The sequence below is a fragment of the Chitinophaga tropicalis genome (genome assembly GCF_009758205.1).
GTDB lineage: Bacteria > Bacteroidota > Bacteroidia > Chitinophagales > Chitinophagaceae > Chitinophaga > Chitinophaga tropicalis.
Genome location: NZ_WRXN01000011.1, coordinates 212,853 through 237,724 on the forward strand (window position 1 = coordinate 212,853; position 24,872 = coordinate 237,724).

General features: G+C 49.1%; 18 protein-coding genes. 3 read left to right on the forward strand and 15 right to left on the reverse strand.

Annotation, left to right across the window (positions count from 1 at the left end):
• Positions 1-5: 5 nt before the first annotated feature.
• Entirely contained in the window at positions 6-2,591 is a 2,586-nt protein-coding gene (locus GO493_RS22710; RefSeq protein ID WP_157308518.1) for a phosphatidylglycerol lysyltransferase domain-containing protein, read from the reverse strand.
• Between the two features lie 179 nt (positions 2,592-2,770).
• Positions 2,771-5,332: a family 20 glycosylhydrolase gene (locus tag GO493_RS22715; RefSeq protein ID WP_157308519.1), complete on the reverse strand. Its 2,562-nt coding sequence runs from the start codon at positions 5,330-5,332 to the stop codon at positions 2,771-2,773.
• A gap of 140 nt (positions 5,333-5,472) precedes the next feature.
• Here GO493_RS22715 and GO493_RS22720 point away from each other — a divergent pair, with 140 nt between their 5' ends.
• The 3 genes from GO493_RS22720 (at position 5,473) to GO493_RS22730 (ending at position 10,812) form a co-directional block, all read left to right on the forward strand.
• Positions 5,473-6,291, forward strand: coding sequence for a mechanosensitive ion channel family protein (locus tag GO493_RS22720; protein ID WP_157308520.1), 819 nt, complete (start codon positions 5,473-5,475; stop codon positions 6,289-6,291).
• Positions 6,292-6,386: 95 nt separating this feature from the next.
• On the forward strand, positions 6,387-7,943 hold the full coding sequence (locus tag GO493_RS22725; protein WP_157308521.1) for an FMN-binding glutamate synthase family protein: 1,557 nt from the start codon (positions 6,387-6,389) through the stop codon (positions 7,941-7,943).
• 88 nt (positions 7,944-8,031) lie between these two features.
• Positions 8,032-10,812 (forward strand): S8 family serine peptidase, encoded by a 2,781-nt coding sequence (locus tag GO493_RS22730; RefSeq protein WP_198315801.1) that lies wholly within the window; start codon positions 8,032-8,034, stop codon positions 10,810-10,812.
• Here GO493_RS22730 and GO493_RS22735 read toward each other — a convergent pair.
• The 13 genes from GO493_RS22735 to GO493_RS22795 form a co-directional block, all read right to left on the reverse strand.
• Positions 10,802-12,256 carry an alpha-L-fucosidase gene (locus GO493_RS22735; RefSeq protein WP_157308523.1) on the reverse strand — a complete coding sequence of 485 codons (1,455 nt, stop codon included), beginning with the start codon at positions 12,254-12,256 and terminating at the stop codon, positions 10,802-10,804. The genes GO493_RS22730 and GO493_RS22735 overlap by 11 nt on opposite strands.
• A gap of 186 nt (positions 12,257-12,442) precedes the next feature.
• Positions 12,443-13,168: a 6-phosphogluconolactonase gene (pgl, locus tag GO493_RS22740; RefSeq protein ID WP_157308524.1), complete on the reverse strand. Its 726-nt coding sequence runs from the start codon at positions 13,166-13,168 to the stop codon at positions 12,443-12,445.
• 5 nt (positions 13,169-13,173) lie between these two features.
• Positions 13,174-14,679, reverse strand: a complete 1,506-nt coding sequence (gene zwf / locus GO493_RS22745; protein WP_157308525.1) for a glucose-6-phosphate dehydrogenase — start codon at positions 14,677-14,679, stop codon at positions 13,174-13,176.
• Positions 14,680-14,737: 58 nt separating this feature from the next.
• Positions 14,738-16,150, reverse strand: a complete 1,413-nt coding sequence (gndA, locus tag GO493_RS22750) for an NADP-dependent phosphogluconate dehydrogenase (protein WP_157308526.1) — start codon at positions 16,148-16,150, stop codon at positions 14,738-14,740.
• Positions 16,151-16,348: 198 nt separating this feature from the next.
• Positions 16,349-17,050, reverse strand: coding sequence for an urease accessory protein UreH domain-containing protein (locus tag GO493_RS22755; RefSeq protein WP_157308527.1), 702 nt, complete (start codon positions 17,048-17,050; stop codon positions 16,349-16,351).
• A gap of 25 nt (positions 17,051-17,075) precedes the next feature.
• Positions 17,076-17,849, reverse strand: coding sequence for an urease accessory protein UreD (locus GO493_RS22760; protein ID WP_157308528.1), 774 nt, complete (start codon positions 17,847-17,849; stop codon positions 17,076-17,078).
• Positions 17,846-18,484: an urease accessory protein UreG gene (gene ureG / locus GO493_RS22765; protein ID WP_157308529.1), complete on the reverse strand. Its 639-nt coding sequence runs from the start codon at positions 18,482-18,484 to the stop codon at positions 17,846-17,848. The genes GO493_RS22760 and ureG overlap by 4 nt, the downstream gene beginning before the upstream one ends.
• A 1-nt stretch (position 18,485) precedes the next feature.
• Entirely contained in the window at positions 18,486-19,157 is a 672-nt protein-coding gene (locus GO493_RS22770) for an urease accessory protein UreF (protein WP_157308530.1), read from the reverse strand.
• Between the two features lie 6 nt (positions 19,158-19,163).
• Entirely contained in the window at positions 19,164-19,667 is a 504-nt protein-coding gene (gene ureE / locus GO493_RS22775; protein WP_157308531.1) for an urease accessory protein UreE, read from the reverse strand.
• 8 nt (positions 19,668-19,675) lie between these two features.
• Entirely contained in the window at positions 19,676-21,391 is a 1,716-nt protein-coding gene (ureC, locus tag GO493_RS22780) for an urease subunit alpha (RefSeq protein WP_157308532.1), read from the reverse strand.
• Positions 21,388-21,762 (reverse strand): urease subunit beta, encoded by a 375-nt coding sequence (gene ureB / locus GO493_RS22785; RefSeq protein WP_157308533.1) that lies wholly within the window; start codon positions 21,760-21,762, stop codon positions 21,388-21,390. The genes ureC and ureB overlap by 4 nt, the downstream gene beginning before the upstream one ends.
• Positions 21,763-21,832: 70 nt before the next feature.
• On the reverse strand, positions 21,833-22,135 hold the full coding sequence (gene ureA, locus GO493_RS22790) for an urease subunit gamma (protein ID WP_157308534.1): 303 nt from the start codon (positions 22,133-22,135) through the stop codon (positions 21,833-21,835).
• Positions 22,136-22,289: 154 nt separating this feature from the next.
• A complete protein-coding gene (locus tag GO493_RS22795; RefSeq protein ID WP_157308535.1) occupies positions 22,290-24,869 on the reverse strand; it encodes a phosphoenolpyruvate carboxylase in 2,580 nt (859 codons plus the stop codon).
• Positions 24,870-24,872 lie beyond the last annotated feature (3 nt).

The following is a 24,872-nucleotide window of genomic DNA, read 5'->3' on the forward strand; positions in this document are numbered from 1 at the left end:
TTCCTTTATGCTTTCATCACCTTACTCAGGGCAGCTGGCAGCTGGATCAGGTCAAAGTCATGCTCGTACACAAGGTATTTATTTGACCATTCCGTTGCATACTTTTCTTTAAACTCACGCAACCCATGATAATGACGGAAAGCTTTTATCTTTTCATATGCAAATTTCACCACCTGTTCAGCTGTATTCTGCGGCTGCTGGATACCAGACATGGGCACCAGCCCGAGATTAAGATATTGCAGGCCCTGTGCCTGTGCATGCTGTATCAATGCTATGATCAGCGCATCCATGCAACCTCCCGGGGCTTCCGTTCGTTTACGGATAAGATCGTAGGTACATTCTCCCGGCGCATAATCCGGTATGATATTCAGGAAAGCGGCCACCTGCCCCTCCGCATCCGTGACCGTGATCACATCCTGCTCACGTATATCGTCCGGGTCAAACAACCCCTGAGAGAACGTCATCTCTTTTACTTCGTACTGCTTCAGCCATTCATCAGACACTTCTTTCAATTCCTGTACCAGAGCAGACGGCAACGGCGCATGATGCATAGTGGTCACATACCCTTTTGCTGCCAGGCTGTTCAACCCGTTACGCATCGATTTTTTATCTTTCCCGCTCAGCGTAAATGCAGAAACATCCACTATCCCCTCCTGCCCTATCAGCAGTCTCTTTTTACGGAGATGTTCAAAGTAGTACATACTTTGCTCGTCTACCCTGTAAAAGGCAGGCCGTAACCCCATTTTCCGGCATTGCTCTTCAAACTCCTGCAGCAACGGCAATTTTGCATCATCTGCACATACCGGTTCTTCCAGCACCACTGCAAAACTACTGGCTACACGATAAGCAATAAACCCCTGATGCCTCTCTGAAATATATAATAGCTTATCATCTCCTACTTTAAAATGGTCCATCGCAGAACTCCCGTACTGGCTCAGGTAATACTGCGCCTTTTCCAGCGCAGCATTGGTCTGCTTACCGGCCGGCAGGTAAGGGCGGATGATCGTATAGAAAAGGAAAGCCCAGGCGCCCACGCCCAGTACCCTGATAGCACTCAGAAACTCTCTTCCGAAACGTGTTACAGGAGATAATCCATCATCTTCCAGCAACAGGAAACCATGAAACGATGCCCTTAATGAACGCTGCCAGGTAAAGTCCATTCCAAAATGCCGCACATTCAGAAAGTAAAAGCCTATTGTTCCGAAAATAAGTACCACCACCAGTGTGGCTACTGCCGTGATCACCCCTATATTGACCAGCTGCCGGTTGCTCTTCACCCTGTACTGCCTGGCTGTGATGATCAGGATAATGGAAGTTCCCAGCGCCATGGCAGCTTCCTCATAGTCCAGCGCTTTACTGATATGCCCTATCGCCGACAACACAGATACAAACAAGGCCACTATCCAGGCGCTACGAAGCCCCCTGAACAGGAAAGTGGCCGTTACCAGCAGGATCAGCCCGAGAAAAACCACCAGCAGGTTGGAAGCATGTATGCTCTCCCCGGGAATATAAGCCCTCAGCATACGCATACGGCTGGCCAGCGGAGGAGTCAGAACAGAAAAGATATTTACCATTCCCAGCAGGAAGATCAGCACCGGCGGTAATAAACGCAACACCAGGTGCCGCCCTTTCAGGATAAACGCCAGCACACCCGCCAGCAAAGGCAGCCAGAATTCAAAAAGACGGTACAATAACGTTATTTCCAGGGCCTGCAGGGACGAAAAACCATAGTTGGTAAGCAAATAGGTCAAAGACAGCTCGATGGCGCCCAAACCGCGTAAAAAAGGCGATACAATGAGGAAGATCGTAGCTACTATATATCCCACACACGCAGCCTCCAGGGAAGGCGTTGCGCCGGTTGCCAGCATACTGAGATAAAGATGCGCAATACCCACCAGCTCTATTCCTGCCGATACCAGGATGGTACGCACAAAAGAAGGCGTATGCAGGTTAAAGGCAAAGATCTCGTCCACATGATGTACTGCAGAGGGAAAATACTTTGACAGCAGCCTGTATGCCACACCTTTTGTCTGCACAGAGCGTACCAGCCATACTGTACCTCCCAGCACCAGGCAAATGGTCAGCAGTCCGCCAACAGCCTCCATCATAGACTCATCATGCAGAATAGCATAACCAACAACCGGTATGCCTACAAGGAATACAGAGAAGATCCCCACAAACCCGTAAATACCGGATGCCTGGTGTATCTGCTGTTTATTGATATGACTGCGGCGCAGGCTTTGCGGCAGGTAAGCCAGTGAGCTTACCCCTCCGGCAGGCAGGAAAATACTGAGCAGGTTCCGCTTAAGGAAAAGTTCTGTACCCTTCCCTATATCCAGTTTGCTGCCTACTGAGCGGAAGCTGTAAAAATACATCAGGGCCTGCAGGAGAATATAACCTCCTGTAAGCAATACGCCAACAACCACCCACAGGCGGTCAGCGCGCTCAATGGCAGGCATGAGTGAATGCAGCTCATGCCGCTGCTGCCGGAAAAAGTAAATGCCCAGTAAAATAAATAATACTGCCAGCAACTCTTTCCAATGCAGCTTGCGTAATAATGTTCCGAGGTTCAGCTTTCCTTTCAGCTTCATTACAGGTATGGTTTTGTGGTTTCCTTCAGTTATACACACAAAGCTACATGTAAGTTGAAAGGCGGAACGTAAAGACCTGTTACTTTAATGAGATTTTAATACCTTATACGCTTACAGCAGACTGGCAAAAAAAGAGGGCTGGCCTATGGGCCAGCCCTCTTTTTTTGCATTTCAGATCATTACTTATTCACAATCTCCGCCACTCTGCTGCCACGGCCACGGGTATCAAAAGCTTTAAAGCGGATAGTGCCTTTATCACTGATAGGCGCAGTATAAGCCTGACTCTTACTGTCCGGCTCTTTACCATTTGTAGTATAACGTATCACCAGGCCAGGCAACTGTATATTGGCGCTGACAGTACCATTGTCCACTACTACGCCAGGCGTCGGAATACGATACTGATAACCTCCGTTATAATGATCCAGCCTCACCAACTCCCTTTTCCCAACTACGTTTACAAACGTATTCCAGGCCTGCTGATAAAGCTCCTCACTCCTGCCGGCATCCTTTTCCTCAGCCCATTCAGGGCTTTTAGCCCATGCCCGCTCGGCAAGTCCCAGCAGCTTAGGCAGCATCATATATTCCATACGTGCAGTGTTCTTCACAGTTTCACTCCACAGCAATCCCTGCACACCGGCAATATTTGCTGCGCCATAAGCAGTAAGCTTATCCTTCCCTTTAAATATCTCAGGGTTCAGCGGGTTGCCCAGCTCATCCACCTTCGCGTTCTTGTAATAGTTCTCCGGAATGAAATAAAAAGGCTTATCAATATCCACAAAACCACCCCAGTAAAAGCCCGGCTCTTCAAAAGATTTCATATAGGCCATGTCAAAATACATATTGCTTACACCAGACAACACTACTCTATAGTTAGCGTTAGCCAGCCTGTAAGCCAGATCTTCAGCGCCGCCACCCATAATATTATTCCACACGTCCACCATAAATTCACTGTTGCTGAAATCAGGATTGGGAATATTATGCGCTTTACCATCTATCGTTGTCTTACGCATGCCCATTTCTTCCCAGCCATAGAGCTTCAATCCACGGGCTTTCAGCAGCCCATGTACCTTTCCATAGTAATAATACCAAAGGTCATTCACTTCCCGGATGCTCTTATCTTTCTGCATCAGCGCTGCTACCACAGGCGATTTTTCCCATACCCCGGCAGGCACCTCATCTCCACCCATATGTACATATTCAAGCGGCGCCTTTGCTGCTGCATAATCTGCCTGCAATTCTTCCACTACTTTATCCAGGAACCTGTATACGGAAGGCTGTGCTACGTTGATCACATTGTCATTCCAGTTCTGTACTGAATTATATTTTGACTGATCATTCAGGTCAGAGAGCAGGTAAGCTGTTGCATCTTCTTTCCTGCCCTGCTTCATCAACCGTTGATAACGCGCTTCCATAGCCTTAACAGCAGCTCTTGCATGACCAGGTGTTTCAATCTCCGGAATAACGCGTATATGCCTGTCCGTTGCGTAACGAAGTATCTCTATGAAATCCTGCTTTGTATAGTGACCGCTTCCTGCTTCATTCACCAGCTCAGGACCGGAGCCATAAGCTGGCTGCAGGAATGCGCTTTCATCAGGGGCATGTCCGCGGCGGGCGCCTACTTCCGTCAGCTCCGGCAATGAGGGTATCTCCAGTCTCCAGCCTTCATCGTCAGTCAGGTGAAAATGGAAAACATTCAGTTTATATAATGCCATCAGGTCCAGTAAACGAAGCACATCCTGCTTGCTGTGGAAGTTGCGGGATACATCGAGCATAAAAGCGCGGTAACCATAGCGGGGAGCATCTTTTACAGTAATGGCAGGCACCTGTACTGATTTCTGTACACCTGCCCAGGATGCCGGAGGCAGCATGCTTTTAAGCGATTGTATGCCATAAAAAACCCCTGCCGCATCAGCAGCTTTTATAGTGATGCCCTGCTCTGTTACCTGTAGTACATAAGCTTCAGGTGCAAGACTTGCATCTGTTTCCAGTTTGATGGCGCCGTTGGCGCCCGTAGCGGGCTTTTTGCCCAGCAGTACAGCCAGCTCTCCGCCCAGGTAAGCTGCTTCAGCAGCAAAGGCCGGAGCAGCGCTGATCTGTGCATTACCATCCAGGCTAAATGCACCGGTCCCGGTTGTCACCTCCTGCGGCGTAGGGAATACCAGTGGCAGCTGTGCTGCCGGAATATCCCGGATGTTCTTATTCTGCTCAAATACATCTGCCGCAGATACCAGGGCCGTTTTATCGCCCGGGAAACGCAGGTATTGCTTCGGTTGTGTAGATGGACGGATACTGTAATCTTTCAGACTGTAGCCTTTGGCCGGATTCCCGTCCCATACAAGGTACAGACCGTCCGGGGCATCTGTGAAGTTCACAGCCCAGGCTGCAGCTACCAGCTCTATACGCAGGGAATCGCCAGGGGCTATGCCTTTACTGTTATCCAGCGGCGACAGTTTGTACAGGTCTCCGTTGATATGCGCTGCAGATACCCCACCGGTAGTTTCGCCGGGAGTAATGGCGCGTACAAAGTTGAAATACAACTGCCAGCCTTTGGCCGGGAAAGGCTTCTTACTTTTATTGATAATAGTGAAGGCTGAAAGGAACTGCGCTTTGTCCTTATGATTGTTCTCCACTACTTCCCAGGAGACTTTTAGCTGGGAAGCGTCAAATGGAGCCTGTGCATAGCTGTCTTTTATGACGCCAATAAGAACGCCACATGCCAGTAGTAGTTTTCCGAAGTACATATTCAATAACGTTGTTAGCTGGTGTAAGATAAGGTTATAGCATTGTAAAACAAACTAATACTGTACAGGCTGCAGCAGGCTTTAATAAACCTGTATACTGGCACAGTTATTATGGCCATAACTGTTACAAACCATTCATTATGAATACAAGTTTTGCGAACTGGGGAGACCTTATATTCGATAAATTGCACAGGTGGGGTGTTGCAGCTATTAAGCTGCTGCCTAATATGGCAGTAGCTATTCTTGTACTCATTGCATTCTACCTGCTGGCAAGGCTGATAAAAACACTGGTCTTCAGATTCACCCTTAAGATCTCTGATACCCCTGCGCTCAGCGGGCTCTTATCCAATATCATATCTGTGATCATTACGCTGATAGGCTTTTTTGTGGCGCTGGACGTACTGAAGCTGGAAAAAGCCGTCACCTCCCTGCTGGCAGGCGCCGGTATTATTGGCCTGGCATTGGGCTTTGCTTTCCAGGACCTTACAGCCAACTTCATTTCCGGCATCTTCATCACTTTCCGCCGGCCCTTTGAAGTTGGTCACCAGATAGAAACGAACGGATTTACCGGGAAAGTGGAAGAGATCCAGCTGCGTTCCACCCTGCTACGCACCCTGGATGGCCTCCATGTGATCATCCCCAATAAGGAAATATTCCAGAAACCCATTATCAACCACTCGCTTACTCCTGGCAGAAGAGCTGAAATACCATTCACCATACCCGCAGCAAATGAAAATACCTTACGCATAAAAGAGCTTGTCTGTAAAGCCATCACAGGAACAGAGAACCTGTATACAGACCGGGAACCAGACGTCTTCTTCTCCAACATAGACGGCGTTAACATTAAAGTAACCCTGATCTGCTGGATAGAGAACAAGGATATACGCACATTTGAAAGCACCAGGAATGAGCTGATCATGAAAATTACCACTGTACTCAGGGATAATAAGCTCATTTGATTTTTCCTATCTTAGCCCCTTAACAAAAGGTACCGTTTCAGCTTTGCACACATGCGGCATGCAAAACTGAAACACTGCTAAAAAAGGAGCTAATTATGAAAGGATTTATCTGGTTCGCGGCAGGCAGTATAGCATTTATTGCCTGTCTTGGTTATTTTTTCCCCTGGACCTGGTGGCTGCTGATACTGGCAGGGCCATTGATCATCCTGGGCCTGGTAGACATCACACAGAAAAAACACGCCATTATGCGCAACTACCCTATCGTGGGGCGTCTGCGTTACCTGATGGAAGACATCCGTCCCAAGATCTACCAATACTTCGTAGAAAGTGATATTGACGGCAGCCCGGTGAACAGGGTAGACCGTTCCACCATTTACCAGCGTGCAAAACGGGAACTGAACTCCCAACCCTTTGGTACACAGTTCAATGTCTATGCCGAGGGGTACGAATGGATGGCTCATTCCATTCAACCCAGGGCATTTGAATCAATGAACAAAGACCCTCGCGTGCTGATAGGCGGCAATGAATGCACACAACCATATTCCGCCAGCATATTCAACGTTTCAGCTATGAGCTATGGCTCTCTCAGCTCCAATGCGGTAGAGTCCCTGAATGGGGGCGCCAGGCTGGGTAATTTTTCCCATAATACAGGAGAAGGCGGTATCAGCGAACATCATCTCAACCAGGGCGGAGACATTATCTGGCAGATAGGTACCGGCTATTTCGGCTGCCGGACGGAAAACGGGAACTTTGACGAAAAACTGTTCGCAGAAAAATGCACCGCTCCACAAATAAAAATGATAGAGCTGAAGATCTCCCAGGGCGCCAAACCCGGACATGGAGGTATTCTTCCTGCATCCAAGAACACACCTGAAATTGCAGCTATACGCCACGTAAAGCCACATACCACCGTAGCCTCTCCCCCTTATCATACTGCTTTCAGCACGCCCCGGGAAATGGTGCAGTTCATTAGCCGCATGCGGCAGCTAAGCGGAGGCAAGCCTGTTGGTTTCAAATTATGTATAGGCCAGAAAAAAGAGTTTCATGCTATCTGTAAGGCCATGCTGGAAACCGGCTGTTACCCAGATTTCATTACTGTTGATGGTGGCGAAGGCGGCACAGGTGCAGCACCTCCTGAATTTTCCAATTCCGTAGGCATGCCGTTGATGGACGCCCTGGCCTTTGTACATGATACACTTACAGGATACAACCTGAGAGGAAAAATAAAGCTGATCGCTTCCGGTAAAGTACTTACCGGCTACCATATACTCCGCGCACTGGCGCTGGGCGCCGATGCCTGCAACAGCGCCCGCGCCATGATGATGGCCCTGGGTTGCATCCAGGCGTTGATCTGTAACACCAACCGTTGCCCCACAGGCGTAGCCACACAGGATAAATGGCTGATGGCAGGACTGGTAGTGGACGATAAAAAACATCGCGTTGCGAATTATCACCGTGACACGATTGAAAGCGCTGTAGAGCTGACAGCAGCAGCCGGACTGGAATCGCCTCACCATATTACACGGAGCCACATTTCCAGAAGAGTGTTTATGAACCAGGTAAAGACATTTGAAGAGATATATCCCAGCGTAGCTGCAGGATCTTTACTGAATGGACCTATCCTGGAAACAGTGAGCAGCGATGCATGGTAATTTTTTGTGGATGGCTGGCCGCAGGTCAGCCATCCACTCAGAATATTTTTCCTTAAATTCACGCATCGACCAAAATTGTTACCCATCAATGAAAATCCGGGCCCTTATACTACTTACCCTGTTTATTACCAATTGCTTATCTGCCCAGGAGAGGACCACTGCCGACAGTATCGTACTCCGCTACAGCACCCCTCCCTCTGCCTCAGGCTATTATCTTGTTAAATACCGTACTGCCGTTGCAACTGCTTCCCTGCAGAAACATGGATTGATCAGGTCCGTCAGCCCCAGACATCATATTGTACAACAAGCCAACTTTGATTCACTGGAACTAAAGCAGATCTTACTGGTAGTCCCTGCCAACAATAACTGGAAATGCAGTGAGGGACTATTACAACAGGCAGAACATGCTCATCCTGAGGACAGTATAGTAGTACAGGCCACCCTGGCAAAAGAAGACAAGTCACTACAGTATTGCAGGATAACCGCTGCCTATCCTCCCTACCCTGTCGTAACCGCACTGGTAAAGAAAGACGACTGGGCAGCGTTTACAGCCCAGCGCGCCCTCAGTTTTGCAGACAGGCTACGTAAGGCCGGCACAGAGATACTGGTAAGCAATGCACTCCCTTCCTCTAACTATATCAACGCCCTGCAACAGCAATACCCTGATTTGCAGGGGATGGGACAGGTAATTGGCCTGAAAGAAGAGAAATTTGATACTACAGATATTGACCTGCTGGGCAAAGCCGTCCCCTCTGCCCTGGCAGCTGCCACCACATCAGAACATGCCACCATTATGGGCACCCTCATTGCCGGAACAGGCAATAGCGGCCCTTCAGGCCGTGGAGTAGCGCCCGGGGCCCACTTAAGCTCTTCAACCTACAACAGGCTGTTACCTGACGATCCGGCTTATTTCCGTAACGCCGGCATCACCCTGCAAAATCACTCCTACGGTACCGGCATAGAAAATTATTACGGCGCAGAAGCAGTGGCCTATGATCAGCTGATCAATGCACAGGATACTTTATTGAATGTATTCTCTTCAGGTAACAGCGGGAACCAGGCGCCGGCAAGCGGTACCTACCAGGGACTGGCAGGCTATGCCAACCTTTCCGGTACTTTTAAACAGGCCAAGAACGTACTGGTAGCAGGCGGAATAGATACTTCTTACGGCATTCCCATACTCAGCTCAAAAGGACCTTCATATGACGGGCGTATTGTTCCCCAGGTAGTTGCCTACGGACAGGCAGGCACCTCCGACGCTGCCGCCACCACCACCGGGATAGCGGCCATAGTTCAGGAAGCCTGCCGGCAAACCTATGGAGCTACTCCGGCAGCAACACTGGTAAAAACGATACTGATCAACAGCGCAGATGATATAGGCAATCTTTACCCTGATTACAGCAGCGGATTCGGACTGTTGAATGCCCTGGAGGCCATACGCACCGTTAAAGAAAAAAGACTCTTCAATGGTACGGTTACAGCAGGAGGGACACAAACGTTTCCCCTGGCAGTTCCTGCCAATACCCGCCGCCTGAAGGTAACACTGGGCTGGAACGATCCTGCCGCGGCAGCAAACGCCGCAAAAGCCCTGGTGAATGACCTGGACCTCTGGGTCACAGATGAAGCAGGCAAAAGGTCTGATCCCTGGGTATTAAGCGCCTATCCTTCAGCAGATTCCCTGGCCGGAACAGCCAGACGCGGACGGGATAGTATCAACAACCAGGAACAGGTAACAATAGATTTTCCCACCGGCAATCTGCAACTGCATGTAAATGCCCGTACAGGAAGCAGCCAGCCCTTCTTCCTGGCCTACCAGTTCATACCCCTCTCCTCCCTGGAATGGAAATATCCCGCTGCCGGAGATATGCTGACTGCCGGACGGAACATCGCCATCCGCTGGAGCACCCTCCAGTCCGGCATAGGCACAGTATCTTTCAGCGCAGACAGCGGCGCCACCTGGGTACAGATTGCCACCAACGTATCATTAACCGGCGGCACTACCCGCTGGCAGGTACCGGCAGCTTTCACTCAGGGGCTTTTACGTATCAGCACCACAGATACTGCCTGGACCAGCAACTATTTCTCTATTTCCACTCCCCCGGAAATCAGCACAGGACTGAACTGCACGGATTCCGCCCTGCTATACTGGCCGGCACAGGCCAATGCCGCGGGTTATGAGGTCTATACATTGTCCGGTGACGCTCTCTCCTTCAACAGGTACACCACAGATACTTTCCTGCTTTTTTCCCGGCAGGATATCAATTCTGTCAACTTTGCCGTAAGGCCAATGCACAAAAACGGATGGGCAGGATTGAAAAGCAATACGGTCAATTTCCAGGAACAGGGGGTTGGCTGTTATTTCAGGCAGGTACTGGCAGATGTTGATGCAGAGGACCAGGTAAACATCTTTGCCGTACTCAGCTCTCTCCACCTGTTAAAAACAATTGTATGGGAACGAAGGGACGGGAACAGCTATGTGGGATTAGACAGCATGAATATCAGCAGCTCTCTCAGCTACCAGTATACTGATAACCCACCGGCATCAGGACTATATTTCTACAGGATAAAACTGGTACTTACAGATGGCAGGACGGTCTATTCAGACGTGCAGCAGGTACAGGTATTACGCAACCGGGATTTCCATGTATTCCCCGTACCGGCTTCCGGACAGTTAACTTTAATGAGCCGGGAACTGGGCAACTATACCCTGCAGCTAACGGATATGTACGGCCGTACTGTATTAACTCAGCGTATTGTACAGCTGTTACACACCGTTTCGCTGCAGGGCATACCTCCCGGTATCTATATCTGTGCCGTTTATAACGGCAGTAAAAAAGTATTTGTAAAGAAGGTAGTGGTCATCCTTTGATCTTAACAACAAAGAGCCCGTTACCAATATCCCCCGGACGCAGGCGGGAAAGGTCAATCACACAATCTTTCCCCTGCTGTTTCCAGGTAACAGCACCGGAAGTTCCCAGCACACTCACAGCTGCATTCTTTGCAGGTGTGTAATTCCTTATTACAAGAGAAGGCTGATAGCTTGTTGCAATACAATAAAGCGCATCTGCTTTCTTTGTAAAGAATAGCTGGATATGAGCATACACTTTGTGAGGCCTTACCATCTTTGCAATGTTGTAATCGGCCATGAAGCTGGCCTCTTTTACCGGCGGCCTTGCCCCGGCACTCCATTGCCTTGTCTCTTTCCACGGCTGTGTATTGTAAATAGCCTCTCCATTCGTTTCCAGCCATGATCCGATATCTATGAGGCGTTGCTGCATGATCACCGGAATGCGGCCATCTGCCGTAGGGCCTATGTCCAGCAACAGGTTACCGCCACGGGAAACAATATCTACCAGCATTAAAACAAGGTCTTCACTTTTCTTATAATCATCCACATTCTCCATACGGTTATAACCATAAGAATTACCAATGCCCTGGCTTTCCTCCCATACCACGCCGGGCTGCATACCACTGCCGTACTCTGAAGTGAGATAAGTGGCCCCATTGTTCTTTCCCCGGGTATTACTGCCCCAGCGGTCATCCACAGCTACTTCATCCTTTACCGGCGACTCGTTGTACAGCCATGCCAGCAACTCTGTACTATGCCAGGCCGTATCTGTCATCTCCCATTCCCCGTCAGAAAAGATCACAGACGGTTTATAACGGGTTACCAGGTCTTTGAACTGCGGAATCATCACTTCATTTACATACCTGGCCTTATCTGTTTTCCAGAGAGGGTTGAACCACTCATACAAAGAGTAATAGTATCCCATTTTCAGGCCGGCCTTCCGCACTTCTGTGGTAAGGTCTCCCAGCAGGTCCCGTTTGGGCGTTCCTGTTACAGCATTCCAGGAACGTCCCCAGGAGGTATTGGCCTGCTTGTTATCCCACAGGCAATATCCCTCATGGTGCTTGGATGTCAATACTACATACTTAGCTCCGCTACGCCGGAAAATATCGGCCCATTGCGCAGGATCATACAGGGAGGCAGTGAATTGCGATTCAAACTGCTGATATTGGAAATCCTTTCCATAGTTCTTATCATGGAATGCCTGTACTTTCTCATGGGTTTTATCGTTAGCGCCGTTAAGCTGCCACCAGTACCACTCAGAATAACCTCCGGGGCCCTTTACAGCGAAAGAAGGTACGGCGTATACGCCCCAGTGAATGAAGATGCCGAATTTAGCATCGCTGAACCAGGATGGTATGCCACGGGTGTTGAGTGAAGACCAGTTGGCAGTATACTTCTGGGCTGCTACCCTGGAGTTGATAAAAAGCAGTGTAACTGCTGCGTAGAACAGGAGTTTTTTCATACAGATGGAATTAATGTGTTGAGACCAGTGCTAAAGTAAGTTGCTTACCGGCCAATTCCTAATAGGATCTATGCAGTTAGTGATAGATTTTTTTTGCGATAGTTTCATACAGCCGGGAATCATAAATGAAAAGCCCTTCCCATCAGTAATGGGAAGGGCTTATCCTTGCGTAATATCTGCGTTTGTTTACATTTCCAGTGCGCTTGCAGCAGCTTCGTCCACAAACCAGTGCAGCTCTCCGTCCTGCGGGCGGATAAGCTGGGATGGGAATTGCTCTGCATCAAAAGAACCTTCTATCACATTCTTCAGCGTCAGGGCCTTGCCATTACCGGTAGCCATGAAGATCACACAGGCCGCCTCATTTACTACAGGAGCAGTAAGGGTGATACGGTACATGTCCTGCGCTTTCAGGAAGAATGCTTTTACCCAGGCTTTTTTCTCATGTACTACTTCGGTACCGGGAAAGAGGGACAGGGTATGTCCGTCATCACCCATACCCAGCAGCACCAGGTCAAAAGTGGTATCGCTGTCTTTGAAATATTTGTTCAGCGTCTTTTCGTATTCAGCAGCTGATTCCTCCGGAGAGATATCCGTACGCATTACGTGGATATTCTCTGACGGAACGCCCACTACGTCCAGCAGGGTCTCATAGGCCATGCGTGCGTTGTTGCGTTCATCCTCAAAAGGCACCGCCCTTTCATCGCCCCAGAAAAAATGTATCCTTTCCCAGGGAATGATAAGTTTATAGGGTTCTTTGGTAAGCAGGGTATATAGCTGCTTCGGAGTGCTTCCTCCAGACAGGGCCCAGGTAAAGATGGGCTGGTCCTGCAATACTTCCTGGATGTAATTGCTGATCCAGGCGGCCAGGTTCTCACTCAGCTCCTGGGTGTTTTTAGCAATGTGTAATTCCATTTCTATTATTTAGGTAGATTGATCCAGCTATGGCCGTCGCGGGCAATCATCGCATCAGCATCTTCAGGCCCCCAGGAATCAGGTGCATAGTTCGGGAAATCTACCGGTGTACGGGTTTCCCATGTTTCCAGTATAGGCATGATCACTTTCCATGCAGCTTCTACCTGGTCTGCACGCATGAACAGCGTGGCATCGCCTTCCATCACGTCCAGCAGCAATGTTTCATATGCTTCAGGAGCGTGATCATCACCATATTGATGATCGAAGTTGAAGACCATTTCCACTGGTTCCAGTGTCATGCTCTGGCCGGGACGTTTTGCCTGGAAGCGGATACGGATATCCATTTCCGGCTGTATGCTGATGGTAAGACGGTTAGGCCTCCATGTTTCTGCTGATTCTGCCGGGAACGCATAATGCGGTGCCTGGCGGAACTGCAGGGTGATGTTGGTAGCTTTCTGGTGCATGTTCTTACCGGTACGTACATAGAACGGTACGCCCTGCCAGCGCCAGTTGTCAATATAGAACTTAACGGCAGCGTAAGTCTCTGTAGTAGATTCAGGATCTACTCCTTTCTCTTCACGGTAGCCAACTACCTCCTGGCCTTTTCTCCAGCCGGCAGAATACTGTCCGCGTACTGCGTTTTCGTGTATCTTATCTTTAGTGAATTTGCGGATGGCGTTCAGTACGTCCACTTTCTTGTTACGGATCTCGTTGGCATCGAACGATACGGGAGCTTCCATCGCAATCATACACATCACCTGCAGGATATGGTTCTGCACCATGTCACGCAGTGCGCCGGAGCTTTCATAATAACCACCACGCCCTTCCAGGCCTACGGTTTCAGAAGCGGTGATCTGTATGTGATCGATGTAATTACGGTTCCACAGCGGCTCAAACAGCGCATTGGCAAAACGCAGCGCAATCAGGTTCTGCACTGTTTCTTTACCCAGGTAGTGGTCAATACGGTAGATCTGCTCTTCAGAGAATAAGCCCTGCAACAGGGTATTCAGCTCATGAGCACTCTGCAGGTCATGCCCGAATGGCTTTTCTATTACAATGCGGGTGCTGCGTGTATCTGTGCACAGGTTCAGACTGCCCAGTTTCTGAGCAATGGCAGGCATCAGCTGAGGCGCAACAGACAGGTAGAAGATCACATTAGGATGCTCATCCCATTCTTCCTCTTTTGCCTTCACAAAATCAGTGATCTTGCTATATGATGCCTGGTCTTCTGCATCCATCTGCAGGTAGCTTACATGCTTGCTGAAATCATCCCAGTGACCGTTCTGCTCTCCTTTGCGGCGGGAAAATTTCTTAATACCGTCCAGTAAACGCTCCAGGTAAGCGCTGTTATCATAAGGGCTACGGCCTATACCGGCAATAGCGAATTTTTCCGGCATGTAATCGTCCAGGAACAGGTTATATAAAGCCGGCGAGAGTTTTCTGTAGTTCAGGTCCCCACTGCCACCGAAAATGAAGACGATGGAGGCAGGCGGACGTTTGTGATTTTGCATATGCTAAGGTTTGGACTGAGCTGCCGTTCCGCTGAAACGGAACAGCAGCTTCAACTAATTATTCTCCCCATACGGTATGGAAGCTACCAGGTACATCTATACGCTGATAGGTGTGCGCGCCGAAGTAATCGCGCTGCGCCTGTACCAGGTTGGTAGGCATACGTTCTGTGCGGTAAGCGTCAAAGTAAGCCAGGGAAGACATGATAGCAGCAGCAGCCGTACCTGTCTGTGCAGCCTGGGCTACTACTGCGCGGGTATTCGTTATTGCATTCTCTACTAATGCCGCCACATCTTTGTTAAGCAGGATGTTTGGCAGCTCAGGAGCAGCCTGGTAAGCCTTCAGATATACTTCCAGGAGGGTAGAACGGATAATACATCCGCCTCTCCATACCTTCACTGCTTCAGGAAGCGGTATCTGCATATCCAGCTCTTTTGAAGCCTGGTGCAGCATAGCCAGCCCCTGTGCATAGCTGATAATAATACCGAAGTGAAGGGCATCATGCACCTGCTGTATCCAGGTGTCTGCCGGGGTGTTTATTGTGCCGGCAGGCGATTTGTATAAACCAGCCGCCTGTACACGCTCATCTTTATAACCGGAAAGGGTACGCAGCGCAACTGCCGAATCGATAACCGGAACAGCCACAGGCAATTCCATTGCATCCTGCGAAGTCCATTTACCGGTACCTTTTGAACCTGCTTTGTCAGAGATCATATCTACCAGGCGGTTGCTGGTCTTATCGTCCTTCTGCAGGAAAATATCTGCCGTGATCTCTACCAGGAAAGATTGCAGATCACCCTCATTCCAGGATTTAAATACCTGGTGAAGACGATCATTATCCAGGCCGGCCAGTTTCAGCAATGAATATGCTTCGCTGATCAGCTGCATGATGGCATATTCAATACCATTATGCACCATCTTAACATAGTGACCGGCGCCTTCTTTACCCAGGTAAGCCACACAGGGTGTACCATTTACCTTGGCAGAAATAGCTTCCAGCATAGGCTTTACATGATTGTATGCCTCCTGATCGCCACCGGGCATGATGCTGGGTCCCGTACGGGCGCCTTTCTCACCACCGGATACGCCGATACCCATAAAGTGAATACCTTTTTCCCTGAGGTATTTTACCCTGCGCAAAGTATCTGTATAATGCGAGTTACCACCGTCTATTACAACGTCTCCTTTCTCCAGGAGAGGGATGAGAGATTCTATCACGTCATCCACCGGCTTACCGGCAGGTACTAACATCATCAACTTGCGCGGACGCTCCAGTAATTGTACCATGGTTGCCAGTTCTGCCACCCCTTTTACAGTTGTGCCAGCTGTAGCAGCCGATTCCAGAGCCCCGGTCTTGGTATTATCTTTATCAAAACCAATAACGGAAAAACCATGATCAGCCATGTTCAGTAAAAGGTTCCTACCCATTACGCCCAGACCAATCATGCCAAAATCGAATACGCTTTGTGCCATAAATTATCGTGTAAATGCCAAAAGATGCCTAAAAATACAAATTATCAATCACGAATAATAGTCTGTTTTTAGGGTGTTGTTGTATATAACAGATTTTTTGAGAGGCAATTTGACCCGCATCCGGCCTTCATACAGCTTCCCGGAGCAACAGCCGGCACTTCCTTGCAGGAAAGCGGCCACCTTAAATTCACGTTAAATTTACCAGCCCAGGTATACCATACCTATCCCGCATACCAGGATAGCGAATCCACCCAACGCATGCACATACCTTTCTAAGTAACTGGTTTTCAATAAATAAAACCCATAATATCCCAGCATCACCATCAGCAGCATTGTCAGCAGCGTAAATAACGTAAAAACAGTTACCAGCATAACCATACCATATCCCGAATGCTGCGCCGCCGGATAAGTAAGCAGGGGTATCAACGGTTCACAGGGCCCCAGGCCAAATATGATCAGCATGATCCAGGGGGTGACCTTCGTTCTTTCCTGTGGATAAACAACACCCTCATGCCGGTGCTCATACACATAAATGTCCCCGTTCTCATACACGTCAAAATGCTTATGCGCCCTGTTCTGCCAGGCCCTTTTCAGCCCCCAGACAGTATACAGCAGACCAAATGTCAGTAATGCCCAGCCTGCCAGTCCGCCCCGTAACGTTTCCAGTCCGCCGATCTTTGTAAGAGACCATCCCAGGGCTATACCCAGCAACCCTAATAACACCGAGCTGCCTACATGGGCTAAACCGCAGAATAACGTCCAGATAACTGTTTTGCTGGCAGACCAGCCCCTTGTTCTGCTAAGGGCAATGAAAGGGAGATAATGGTCAGGGCCCGTTACTGTATGCAGGCAGCTGATGGTGACAGCCGTTAGTAATAGTACCTGTAATTCCGTGTTCATAGCTCCTTGTGTTTAAGATCAGATACTATAGCTTTCTTTCATTGCCTGACAGCTTCGCTATTTTTTTAAACAGTTCATACAACTGCTCTCCCCCCTGCCCCAGTGCACGGATCAGCAATGCCCCGCAGGCCGTTGCCGAAACACCCGCAGTAATGCCTTCTTCAGCCTGTAAAAGCTCATACACCAGATCTTCCATATCAGGGCCCTCTTCATACCATAGCATGGAACCCTGGTGCGTATATTCCTCCCACTCTCCCATTATCCCGGCTGGTACCGCTTCCGGCTGGAGTAATGTCACATCTTTGAACAATAACCTGCCATCACGGAATATACTGGTGATGTTCTGAAACTTCCTGCACCGGAACACTTCTCCGCTCAGTTTCCTGCCGCAGGTAATGATCTCTCCCCACAGAAGACGGCAGTTCTCTCCCAGCGTAATATGGTTTGTTCCTTCAAACACAGCGTCCTGGTGAGGCACACTGGGGTGAGGCAGATAAATGAAACTGCTGCCGTCAGCCATGGTGACAGTAAAATCCTGCCTGGCGCCCTGCTGCATGTTGAAGATGCGCTGGTAAGATTGTGTATAAAGCTGCAACGAAGCATTTTCCTCCAGCTCTACCCTGATACGGTATTCATCTCCGTCCAGTATGCCGGGCGAGGCCGTCATAACAGTAAGATGCAGCACATCCGTATTCCTGCCACTGATATCAGCCACTTTAAAAGGCCGTGTATAATAGCTGTGCTGCAGGAAAGTATGTTGTTCCCTCACAGCTGCCTTTATCTGTAACTCGCTGATCATTGTAATAGCCCGGGTTCTTCCACTGTTTCCAGCAATGCATATTTTTTGATCCAGCCCGTTACAGCGTCCAGCCCCTCCAGGCTTACCAGGTTGGTAAATACAAAAGGTCTTCCCTGCCTCATCTTACGGGCATCCCGCTCCATCACTTCCAGGCTGGCGCCTACATAAGGGGCAAGGTCCGTTTTATTGATCACCAGCAGGTCTGAACGGGTAATGCCCGGGCCTCCCTTACGGGGTATCTTATCTCCTTCCGCCACATCTATTACAAAGATGGTAAGGTCTGCCAGGTCAGGACTGAATGTAGCAGACAGATTATCTCCACCGCTTTCTATGAAGATGATCTCTACATCAGGAAACTTCGCGGCTATCTCTTCCACAGCTTCCAGGTTCATACTGGCATCTTCCCGGATAGCGGTATGCGGACAACCACCCGTTTCTACGCCTACGATCCTCTCTGCAGGCAACAGGCTGTTCTTCACCAGGAACTCAGCATCTTCTTTTGTATAAATATCGTTGGTGATCACGGCAAGGCTGTATGTTTCATGCATACGGCGGGAAAGCCTTTCTATCAGCGCGGTCTTACCGGCGCCTACAGGCCCTGCCACACCTATTTTGATATATGAGCGTGTCTGCATATTATGACATATATAATCGTGAATACAGGCGCTGGTGCTGCATACTCCTGATATCGAAAGCAACACTGCAACGCCCTGCCAGGTGGCGGGGAATGGATTGCGTCCGCTCTGCCAGCTGTGGTAATAATGGCAACAGGGAATAAAGGATCTGCTGTCCCTGTTGTTGCCCTAACGGCACCAGCTTTACACTGTTGGTGACCATACCGGTAGCAGCATTGTAATAAAATGCTGTCAGCGCTTCCTGTAAAGGAATACCGGACAGGCAGGCATATAGGCCAAAGGCAATACAATAATGCCCGTCAGCCTTCTGCATATATGCGTCAGCGATAGTATGCTTAATTAAAGGGGATAATACCTTCAATAAACGCACTCCCAGCTTCCGGCTGGCCTGCCTTAGCTCCTGCGGCGCTTTCAGGGCAGTGCACTCTTCGTCAATCAACAATAATGCTTCCACATCTGCCGCCTCCGTTGCTTTATATGCCAGGCACACAAACAGGGCATCATTATAAGGCATATTATGTTCCAGCATATTGCGGATATATACGCCGGCATCTGCTGCATTCTTTATTAACCCCTGCTGTACACAGGTTTCCAGTCCGTTTGAATGTGTATAAGCTCCCACCGGTAAAGTAGGATCAGAAAGATGAAGCAGGTATGGTAACCATGGTTGCATTGATATCTATTTTGAAGCCAGCTGCATGATCTTACTGAATAATGAACCGCTGCCGCCATGATCATGCGGCGCCACATTACTGCGCAGCATATTGGAAAGGATACGCTGCTCCTTTACAGGAGCATAACCACGGGCCTCCAGCCAGCGGAACAACGGTTCCTCAAAAGGCGCCAGTACTTCTTCTCCTTCCAGGAAAAGTGGCAGGTGCTTGTTGCCTATCTCGTAACAGATGGCTGCCATTTCAGCCATTCCGGCGGGCCTGAGTACAATAGCCGTTGCCGGTTGTATGTTAATGACAATAGCCCGTTGCTCATCCATCCACACAATATCTCCCTGTTGTAATTGCGGCGCTTCCCGCATAAATCGCAACGCTATTTCCTGCCTGCCTTCCGTATACCGGCGCAGCACTCTCTTAGCGGTTTCAAACCATTCAATATGCAGCTGGTCTATACGCCTGTTCCCCAGCGCTATTGTACGGCTATTGCCTAATATGTTCTCTGCAATGATCATAGCTTATATTAAAACAGGAAATACCTCTGCGCCAGCGGCAATACTTCTGCCGGCTCGCAGGTGATCACTTTTCCATCTACAGAGACTTCATATGTTTCCGGGTTGACTGTGATCTCCGGTGTGCTGTTATTATGGATCAGGTCTTTCTTACCAATGTTCCGGCAGTTCTTTACCGGTAATACTATCTTCTGCAAACCATATTCCTGGGCTATGTTCTTTCCCGCCGCCGCCTGCGAAACAAAAGTGACACAGGTCTTATGCAATGCGCCGCCAAAGGCGCCAAACATTTCCCTGTACATAACAGGCTGCGGAGTAGGAATAGACGCATTAGGGTCTCCCATCCGGCTGCTGATGATCATGCCTCCTTTAATGATCATCTCCGGCTTGGCGCCGAACAGCGCAGGTTTCCACAACACAATATCAGCCAGTTTACCAGGCTCCAGAGATCCCACATGCGCAGCTATACCATGTGTAATAGCCGGATTGATGGTATATTTCGCCACATAACGCTTAGCCCGGAAGTTATCATTGTTACCGTCTTCCGGCAAAGCGCCGCGTTGCTGTTTCATTTTATGGGCTGTTTGCCAGGTGCGGATGATCACCTCTCCTACCCTTCCCATAGCCTGGGAGTCTGAGCTCATCATGCTGAATACGCCCATATCATGTAGTATATCTTCTGCAGCAATGGTTTCCGGACGAATACGGGAATCTGCAAAGGCCACATCTTCCGGCACACTCTTATCCAGGTGATGACATACCATCAGCATGTCCAGGTGCTCATCTATTGTATTGACCGTATAAGGCCGCGTAGGATTGGTAGAAGATGGCAGTATGTTGGGATACATGGCGGCCCTGATTATATCAGGAGCATGCCCTCCGCCGGCGCCTTCAGTATGGTAAGTATGGATCACCCTGCCCTTGATAGCATTAATGGTGTCTTCCAGGAAACCGGATTCATTGAGTGTGTCTGTATGAATAGCTACCTGGACATCGTATTTATCTGCCGCTTTCAGAGAGGCATCTATTACCGCGGGAGAAGAGCCCCAGTCTTCATGTATCTTCAATCCCAAAGCGCCTGCCTCTATCTGTTCCCACAAAGGCGCTTCTGTTGCACAGTTCCCCTTACCAAGAAAACCCAGGTTCATAGGAAAAGCATCCGCAGCCTGCAGCATTTTACGGATGAACCATTTGCCGGGAGTAACAGTAGTGGCATTGGTACCATCTGCCGGACCGGTGCCACCACCTATCATCGTGGTAATACCACTATGCAGGGCATGGGTGATCTGCTGGGGACTGATAAAGTGAATATGCGTATCAATACCTCCGGCAGTAGCTATCAGGCCCGCGCCGCCATGTACTTCGGTCGATGCGCCGATGATCATGTCAGGATCTACTCCATCCATCGTATCCGGGTTACCGGCCTTGCCTATACGCACTATCCTTCCGTCTTTAATACCAATATCTGCTTTCACTATCCCCCAGTGATCTATGATCATCACACTGGTGATCACCATATCCAGCACACCATTATCTCTAACGGCGGTAGACGACTGTGCCATACCGTCGCGGATGGTCTTACCTCCGCCAAATCTGGCTTCGTCTCCATATACAGTGTAGTCTTTTTCTATTTCAATGATGATGTCTGTATCTCCCAACCTGATCTTATCTCCTGTTGTGGGACCATACATTGCCGCATAGCGGTCACGGTTAATATGCAGGCTCATTCGGGTTGATGTTTAAAGTTCAGCGTATTGATCTTTTCCATAGCTTTTTCACGGGCGCCGGTGTCTGTAGTACTGCCATTTACCAGGTTGTTCATACCAAAGGCTTTCCGGGCGCCGCCCAATGCCACCAGCTCCACAGTCTTTTCTTCTCCTGGCTCAAAACGCACCGCCGTACCTGCCATGATGTTAAGCCGCATGCCAAAGGCAGCCTCCCGGTTAAACAGCAGCATGCGGTTCACCTCAAAGAAATGGCAATGAGAGCCTATCTGCACAGGCCTGTCGCCCGTATTGACCACTTTTACAGTAGCGGTATCGCGGCTGGCGTTGGCATTGATAGTACCGGGGGCAATAAAGTATTCTCCTGGTATCATGAAAATTGAATTACAGGTTTAAGAATAATGTCTCAGTCTGGCCAGCAGGCCAGACTACTCCCAATAAGATTTATCTTATTGGATGATGTACCGTTACCAGTTTGGAGCCGTCCGGGAAAGTAGCTTCGATCTGGATCTCGTCTATCATTTCAGGTACGCCTTCCATGACATCTTCCCTTGTAAGGATAGTAGCGCCATACTGCATCAGTTTTGCCACTGTCAGTCCATCCCTTGCCGCTTCCTGTAAACGGCTGCTTATAAGCGCTATAGCTTCCGGGTAATTCAGTTTCACTCCTCTGGCCTTCCTTTTCTCCGCAAGTTCCCCCGCCAGGTATAACAACAGTTTTTCTGTTTCCCTTGCTGTTAAATGCATGTTGGTTGATTATAAATTGATCTGAAATGGGTTAAGATATTTTAGTGCCTTCCTGAGCTGTTAATTTACGAATTTTTAACTGCTCTCTCTATCAAAAAAAAAGCTTTTGCCCCAGGGAGGCAAAAGCTTTTTAAGTAGTTTTAAACCAGGTCTTTTATGCAGAGTTCCTTCCGGCATTGATAATACCGAAAGAACAGCGTACTACCAGTTTCTCATATGTTTCTTTCAATCCATTCCCATTTCCTGACTCATTCAGCTCACGGATACGGGACAATGCATACTGCTGTACCGTCAGCAGCGGCAGCACTATACGCTCACGCATCTGGATAGATAACTGGTCTATAGGACTGGAAGCCATCAGCTCAGGTTCTCCTGCCAGCTTGAGAATATATTCACGGGTACGGAGATATTCATTATAGATCATATTCCATACTTCACCAAACCTTGGATCTTTACCATAGGCGGCCGTGAGCGGGAAATAGCTTTTCTTCATGGCCATCTGGCAGTTGTCCAGCAGCGTGCGGAAGAAAAGGGAATTCTTATGCAGTTTTACCAGGGCATCCCATTTACCGGCTTTTTCAAGCTGCTCCAGTGCAGCGCCTACGCCATAATAGCCAGGCACATTCTGTTTTATCTGGCTCCAGGCGCCTACATAAGGCACTGCCCTCAGGTCATTCAGGTTTAACTTGGCGGCTGCATTCCTTTTGGACGGACGGCTGCCTATATTTGTTTCTGCATAATAACGCAGCGGACTGGCATGGTCCAGGTAATCCAGGAAGTCAGGATGGTGCTTCAGCTTATTAAAAGCTGCATATCCTTCATCTGCCAGCGCCTGTAGCAGGCTTTCTTCTTCCTCCGTCAATGTCTTTTCCCTGGAAGAGAAAAGCTCATTGGCAATACCGGCATGTACCAGCTGTTCCATATTGAACTGTGCAGAATCTACAGTACCGAAATTGGAACTGATGGTCTGCCCCTGAATGGTAAGCTGTATTTCCTTATTGGCAATATTTTTTCCCATGGAAGCATAGAACTGGTGGGTCTTACCACCACCTCTTGCAGGAGGGCCCCCGCGGCCGTCAAAGAATACCACATCAATTTCATATTCACGGGAAATACGGGTCAGTTCTTCTTTGGCCTTATAAATGCTCCAGTTGGCCATCAGGTAACCACCATCCTTGGTACCGTCAGAGAAGCCCAGCATGATGGTCTGTTTATTAGAGCGGCGCTCCAGGTGCTCCCGGTAAGCGGTATTGTCATACAATGCGCGCATTACATCGCCGGCGGCACGGAGATCGTCTATTGTCTCAAACAGCGGCACAATATCAACGCTCAATGCCTCTTTCTTCCAGCCACTCAGCAGGAACAGGCCATATACCTCCATAATATCCAGGGCGCTGGTACTATGGCTGATAATATAACGATGACAGCCAAATTCACCATTGTTCTGCTGGATAGTTTCTATTGCGGCAATAGTAGCCAGTGTATCCTTATGCAACGGGTCCTTCAGCAGGGATGCATCGGCAGGCCTGTCTACTTTCAGCAATGCGCTGATCTTTTCATTGTCAGACAGATCTTTGTAATTGGCCGGCAGTACGTCAGAAGCAGCGGCAATGGCAGCCAGCAGCGGACCGTGAACTGAGCTGTCCTGGCGAATGTCCAGGGTAGCAAAGAAAAGCCCGAAAAGTTCTACCCGGCTTACCAGGTCGTCCAGCAGGGTAAGGAAGAGACCATTATTCTCTTCTATCAGTATCATGCGGATGCCTGCCAGCGTGTCCAGTATTTCCTGGCGGGTAAGATTTGTTTTCTGGCCAGGAATGAACAGGTTGCTGTACAGCTGCTGTTCCAGCGCCTGCAGCTCATGCTCAATTCCTTTGAAAGTGAGCCTGCGTTTCAGACGGCGCACATCCAGGTAATAACATTTTATAATAGCGGTGCGCAGGGCGTCAGCCACACGCAGGGTAGTTTCTGCATTAACAAAGGGATTCCCGTCACGGTCGCCGCCAGGCCAGAAGCCCATCCTGATCACCGGATTGTTGCCATTGACAACGCCCGGGAACTGCGACTTCAGCTTGGATACGATACGGCCTCCGGCCGGGTAGAAAGTATTTTCCAGGAACCATATCAGGCTCACGCCTTCATCATATGGTGTTGGCTTTTCCTTCTTGAAGAAAGGAGTTTTGCCCAGTTGCTGGAGGTAAGAATTTACCTGGGAAGTATTTTCATTGATCAGCGCACGGGACAGATCATTAATGATAGTCAGTACACTGCCGGGATAAAACTGTGTGGGGTGAGCTGTCAGTACCAGCCTTACAGAGAAGTCCTGCAGCTTCTTTGCCAGCTGCTCTTCCGCCTGCTCTGCCGTGATCTCAGACAACAGGTGACTGAGAGAGCCGGCTCCATGCATATCATGGATGCTGCGGAAAGCGGCATCTTCCAATGCATCGAACAATACCACCTGCCTTTCAGCATATTGTATAAAACGGAACATCAGGTCTATTTCCTGTTGTTCATTGCTGCAGGTGGTATACTGCCTGAAATAAGAACTGAGCACTTCCTGGGGACTTTTCTCCTTCCCATATCCTTCTTCACAATGAATAAGGAACAGTGAAAGGAAGACGCCGGTTTTCTCTACCTTATGGAAAGGCAATGCAGTAAAAAGACTATTGTATAACTGGAACTTGGTGCCGACCAGACTCTTGAACAATTGCAAGGTGTTATTAACCGGTGCTTCCATAAC

Bases quoted from the DNA above. Each gene is read 5' to 3' on its own strand.
- GO493_RS22710 (WP_157308518.1), bottom strand. From the start codon at position 2,591: ATGAAGCTGAAAGGAAAGCTGAACCTCGGAACATTATTACGCAAGCTG.
- GO493_RS22715 (WP_157308519.1), bottom strand. From the start codon at position 5,332: ATGTACTTCGGAAAACTACTACTGGCATGTGGCGTTCTTATTGGCGTC.
- GO493_RS22720 (WP_157308520.1), top strand. From the start codon at position 5,473: ATGAATACAAGTTTTGCGAACTGGGGAGACCTTATATTCGATAAATTG.
- GO493_RS22725 (WP_157308521.1), top strand. From the start codon at position 6,387: ATGAAAGGATTTATCTGGTTCGCGGCAGGCAGTATAGCATTTATTGCC.
- GO493_RS22730 (WP_198315801.1), top strand. From the start codon at position 8,032: ATGAAAATCCGGGCCCTTATACTACTTACCCTGTTTATTACCAATTGC.
- GO493_RS22735 (WP_157308523.1), bottom strand. From the start codon at position 12,256: ATGAAAAAACTCCTGTTCTACGCAGCAGTTACACTGCTTTTTATCAAC.
- pgl (WP_157308524.1), bottom strand. From the start codon at position 13,168: ATGGAATTACACATTGCTAAAAACACCCAGGAGCTGAGTGAGAACCTG.
- zwf (WP_157308525.1), bottom strand. From the start codon at position 14,679: ATGCAAAATCACAAACGTCCGCCTGCCTCCATCGTCTTCATTTTCGGT.
- gndA (WP_157308526.1), bottom strand. From the start codon at position 16,150: ATGGCACAAAGCGTATTCGATTTTGGCATGATTGGTCTGGGCGTAATG.
- GO493_RS22755 (WP_157308527.1), bottom strand. From the start codon at position 17,050: ATGAACACGGAATTACAGGTACTATTACTAACGGCTGTCACCATCAGC.
- GO493_RS22760 (WP_157308528.1), bottom strand. From the start codon at position 17,849: ATGATCAGCGAGTTACAGATAAAGGCAGCTGTGAGGGAACAACATACT.
- ureG (WP_157308529.1), bottom strand. From the start codon at position 18,484: ATGCAGACACGCTCATATATCAAAATAGGTGTGGCAGGGCCTGTAGGC.
- GO493_RS22770 (WP_157308530.1), bottom strand. From the start codon at position 19,157: ATGCAACCATGGTTACCATACCTGCTTCATCTTTCTGATCCTACTTTA.
- ureE (WP_157308531.1), bottom strand. From the start codon at position 19,667: ATGATCATTGCAGAGAACATATTAGGCAATAGCCGTACAATAGCGCTG.
- ureC (WP_157308532.1), bottom strand. From the start codon at position 21,391: ATGAGCCTGCATATTAACCGTGACCGCTATGCGGCAATGTATGGTCCC.
- ureB (WP_157308533.1), bottom strand. From the start codon at position 21,762: ATGATACCAGGAGAATACTTTATTGCCCCCGGTACTATCAATGCCAAC.
- ureA (WP_157308534.1), bottom strand. From the start codon at position 22,135: ATGCATTTAACAGCAAGGGAAACAGAAAAACTGTTGTTATACCTGGCG.
- GO493_RS22795 (WP_157308535.1), bottom strand. From the start codon at position 24,869: ATGGAAGCACCGGTTAATAACACCTTGCAATTGTTCAAGAGTCTGGTC.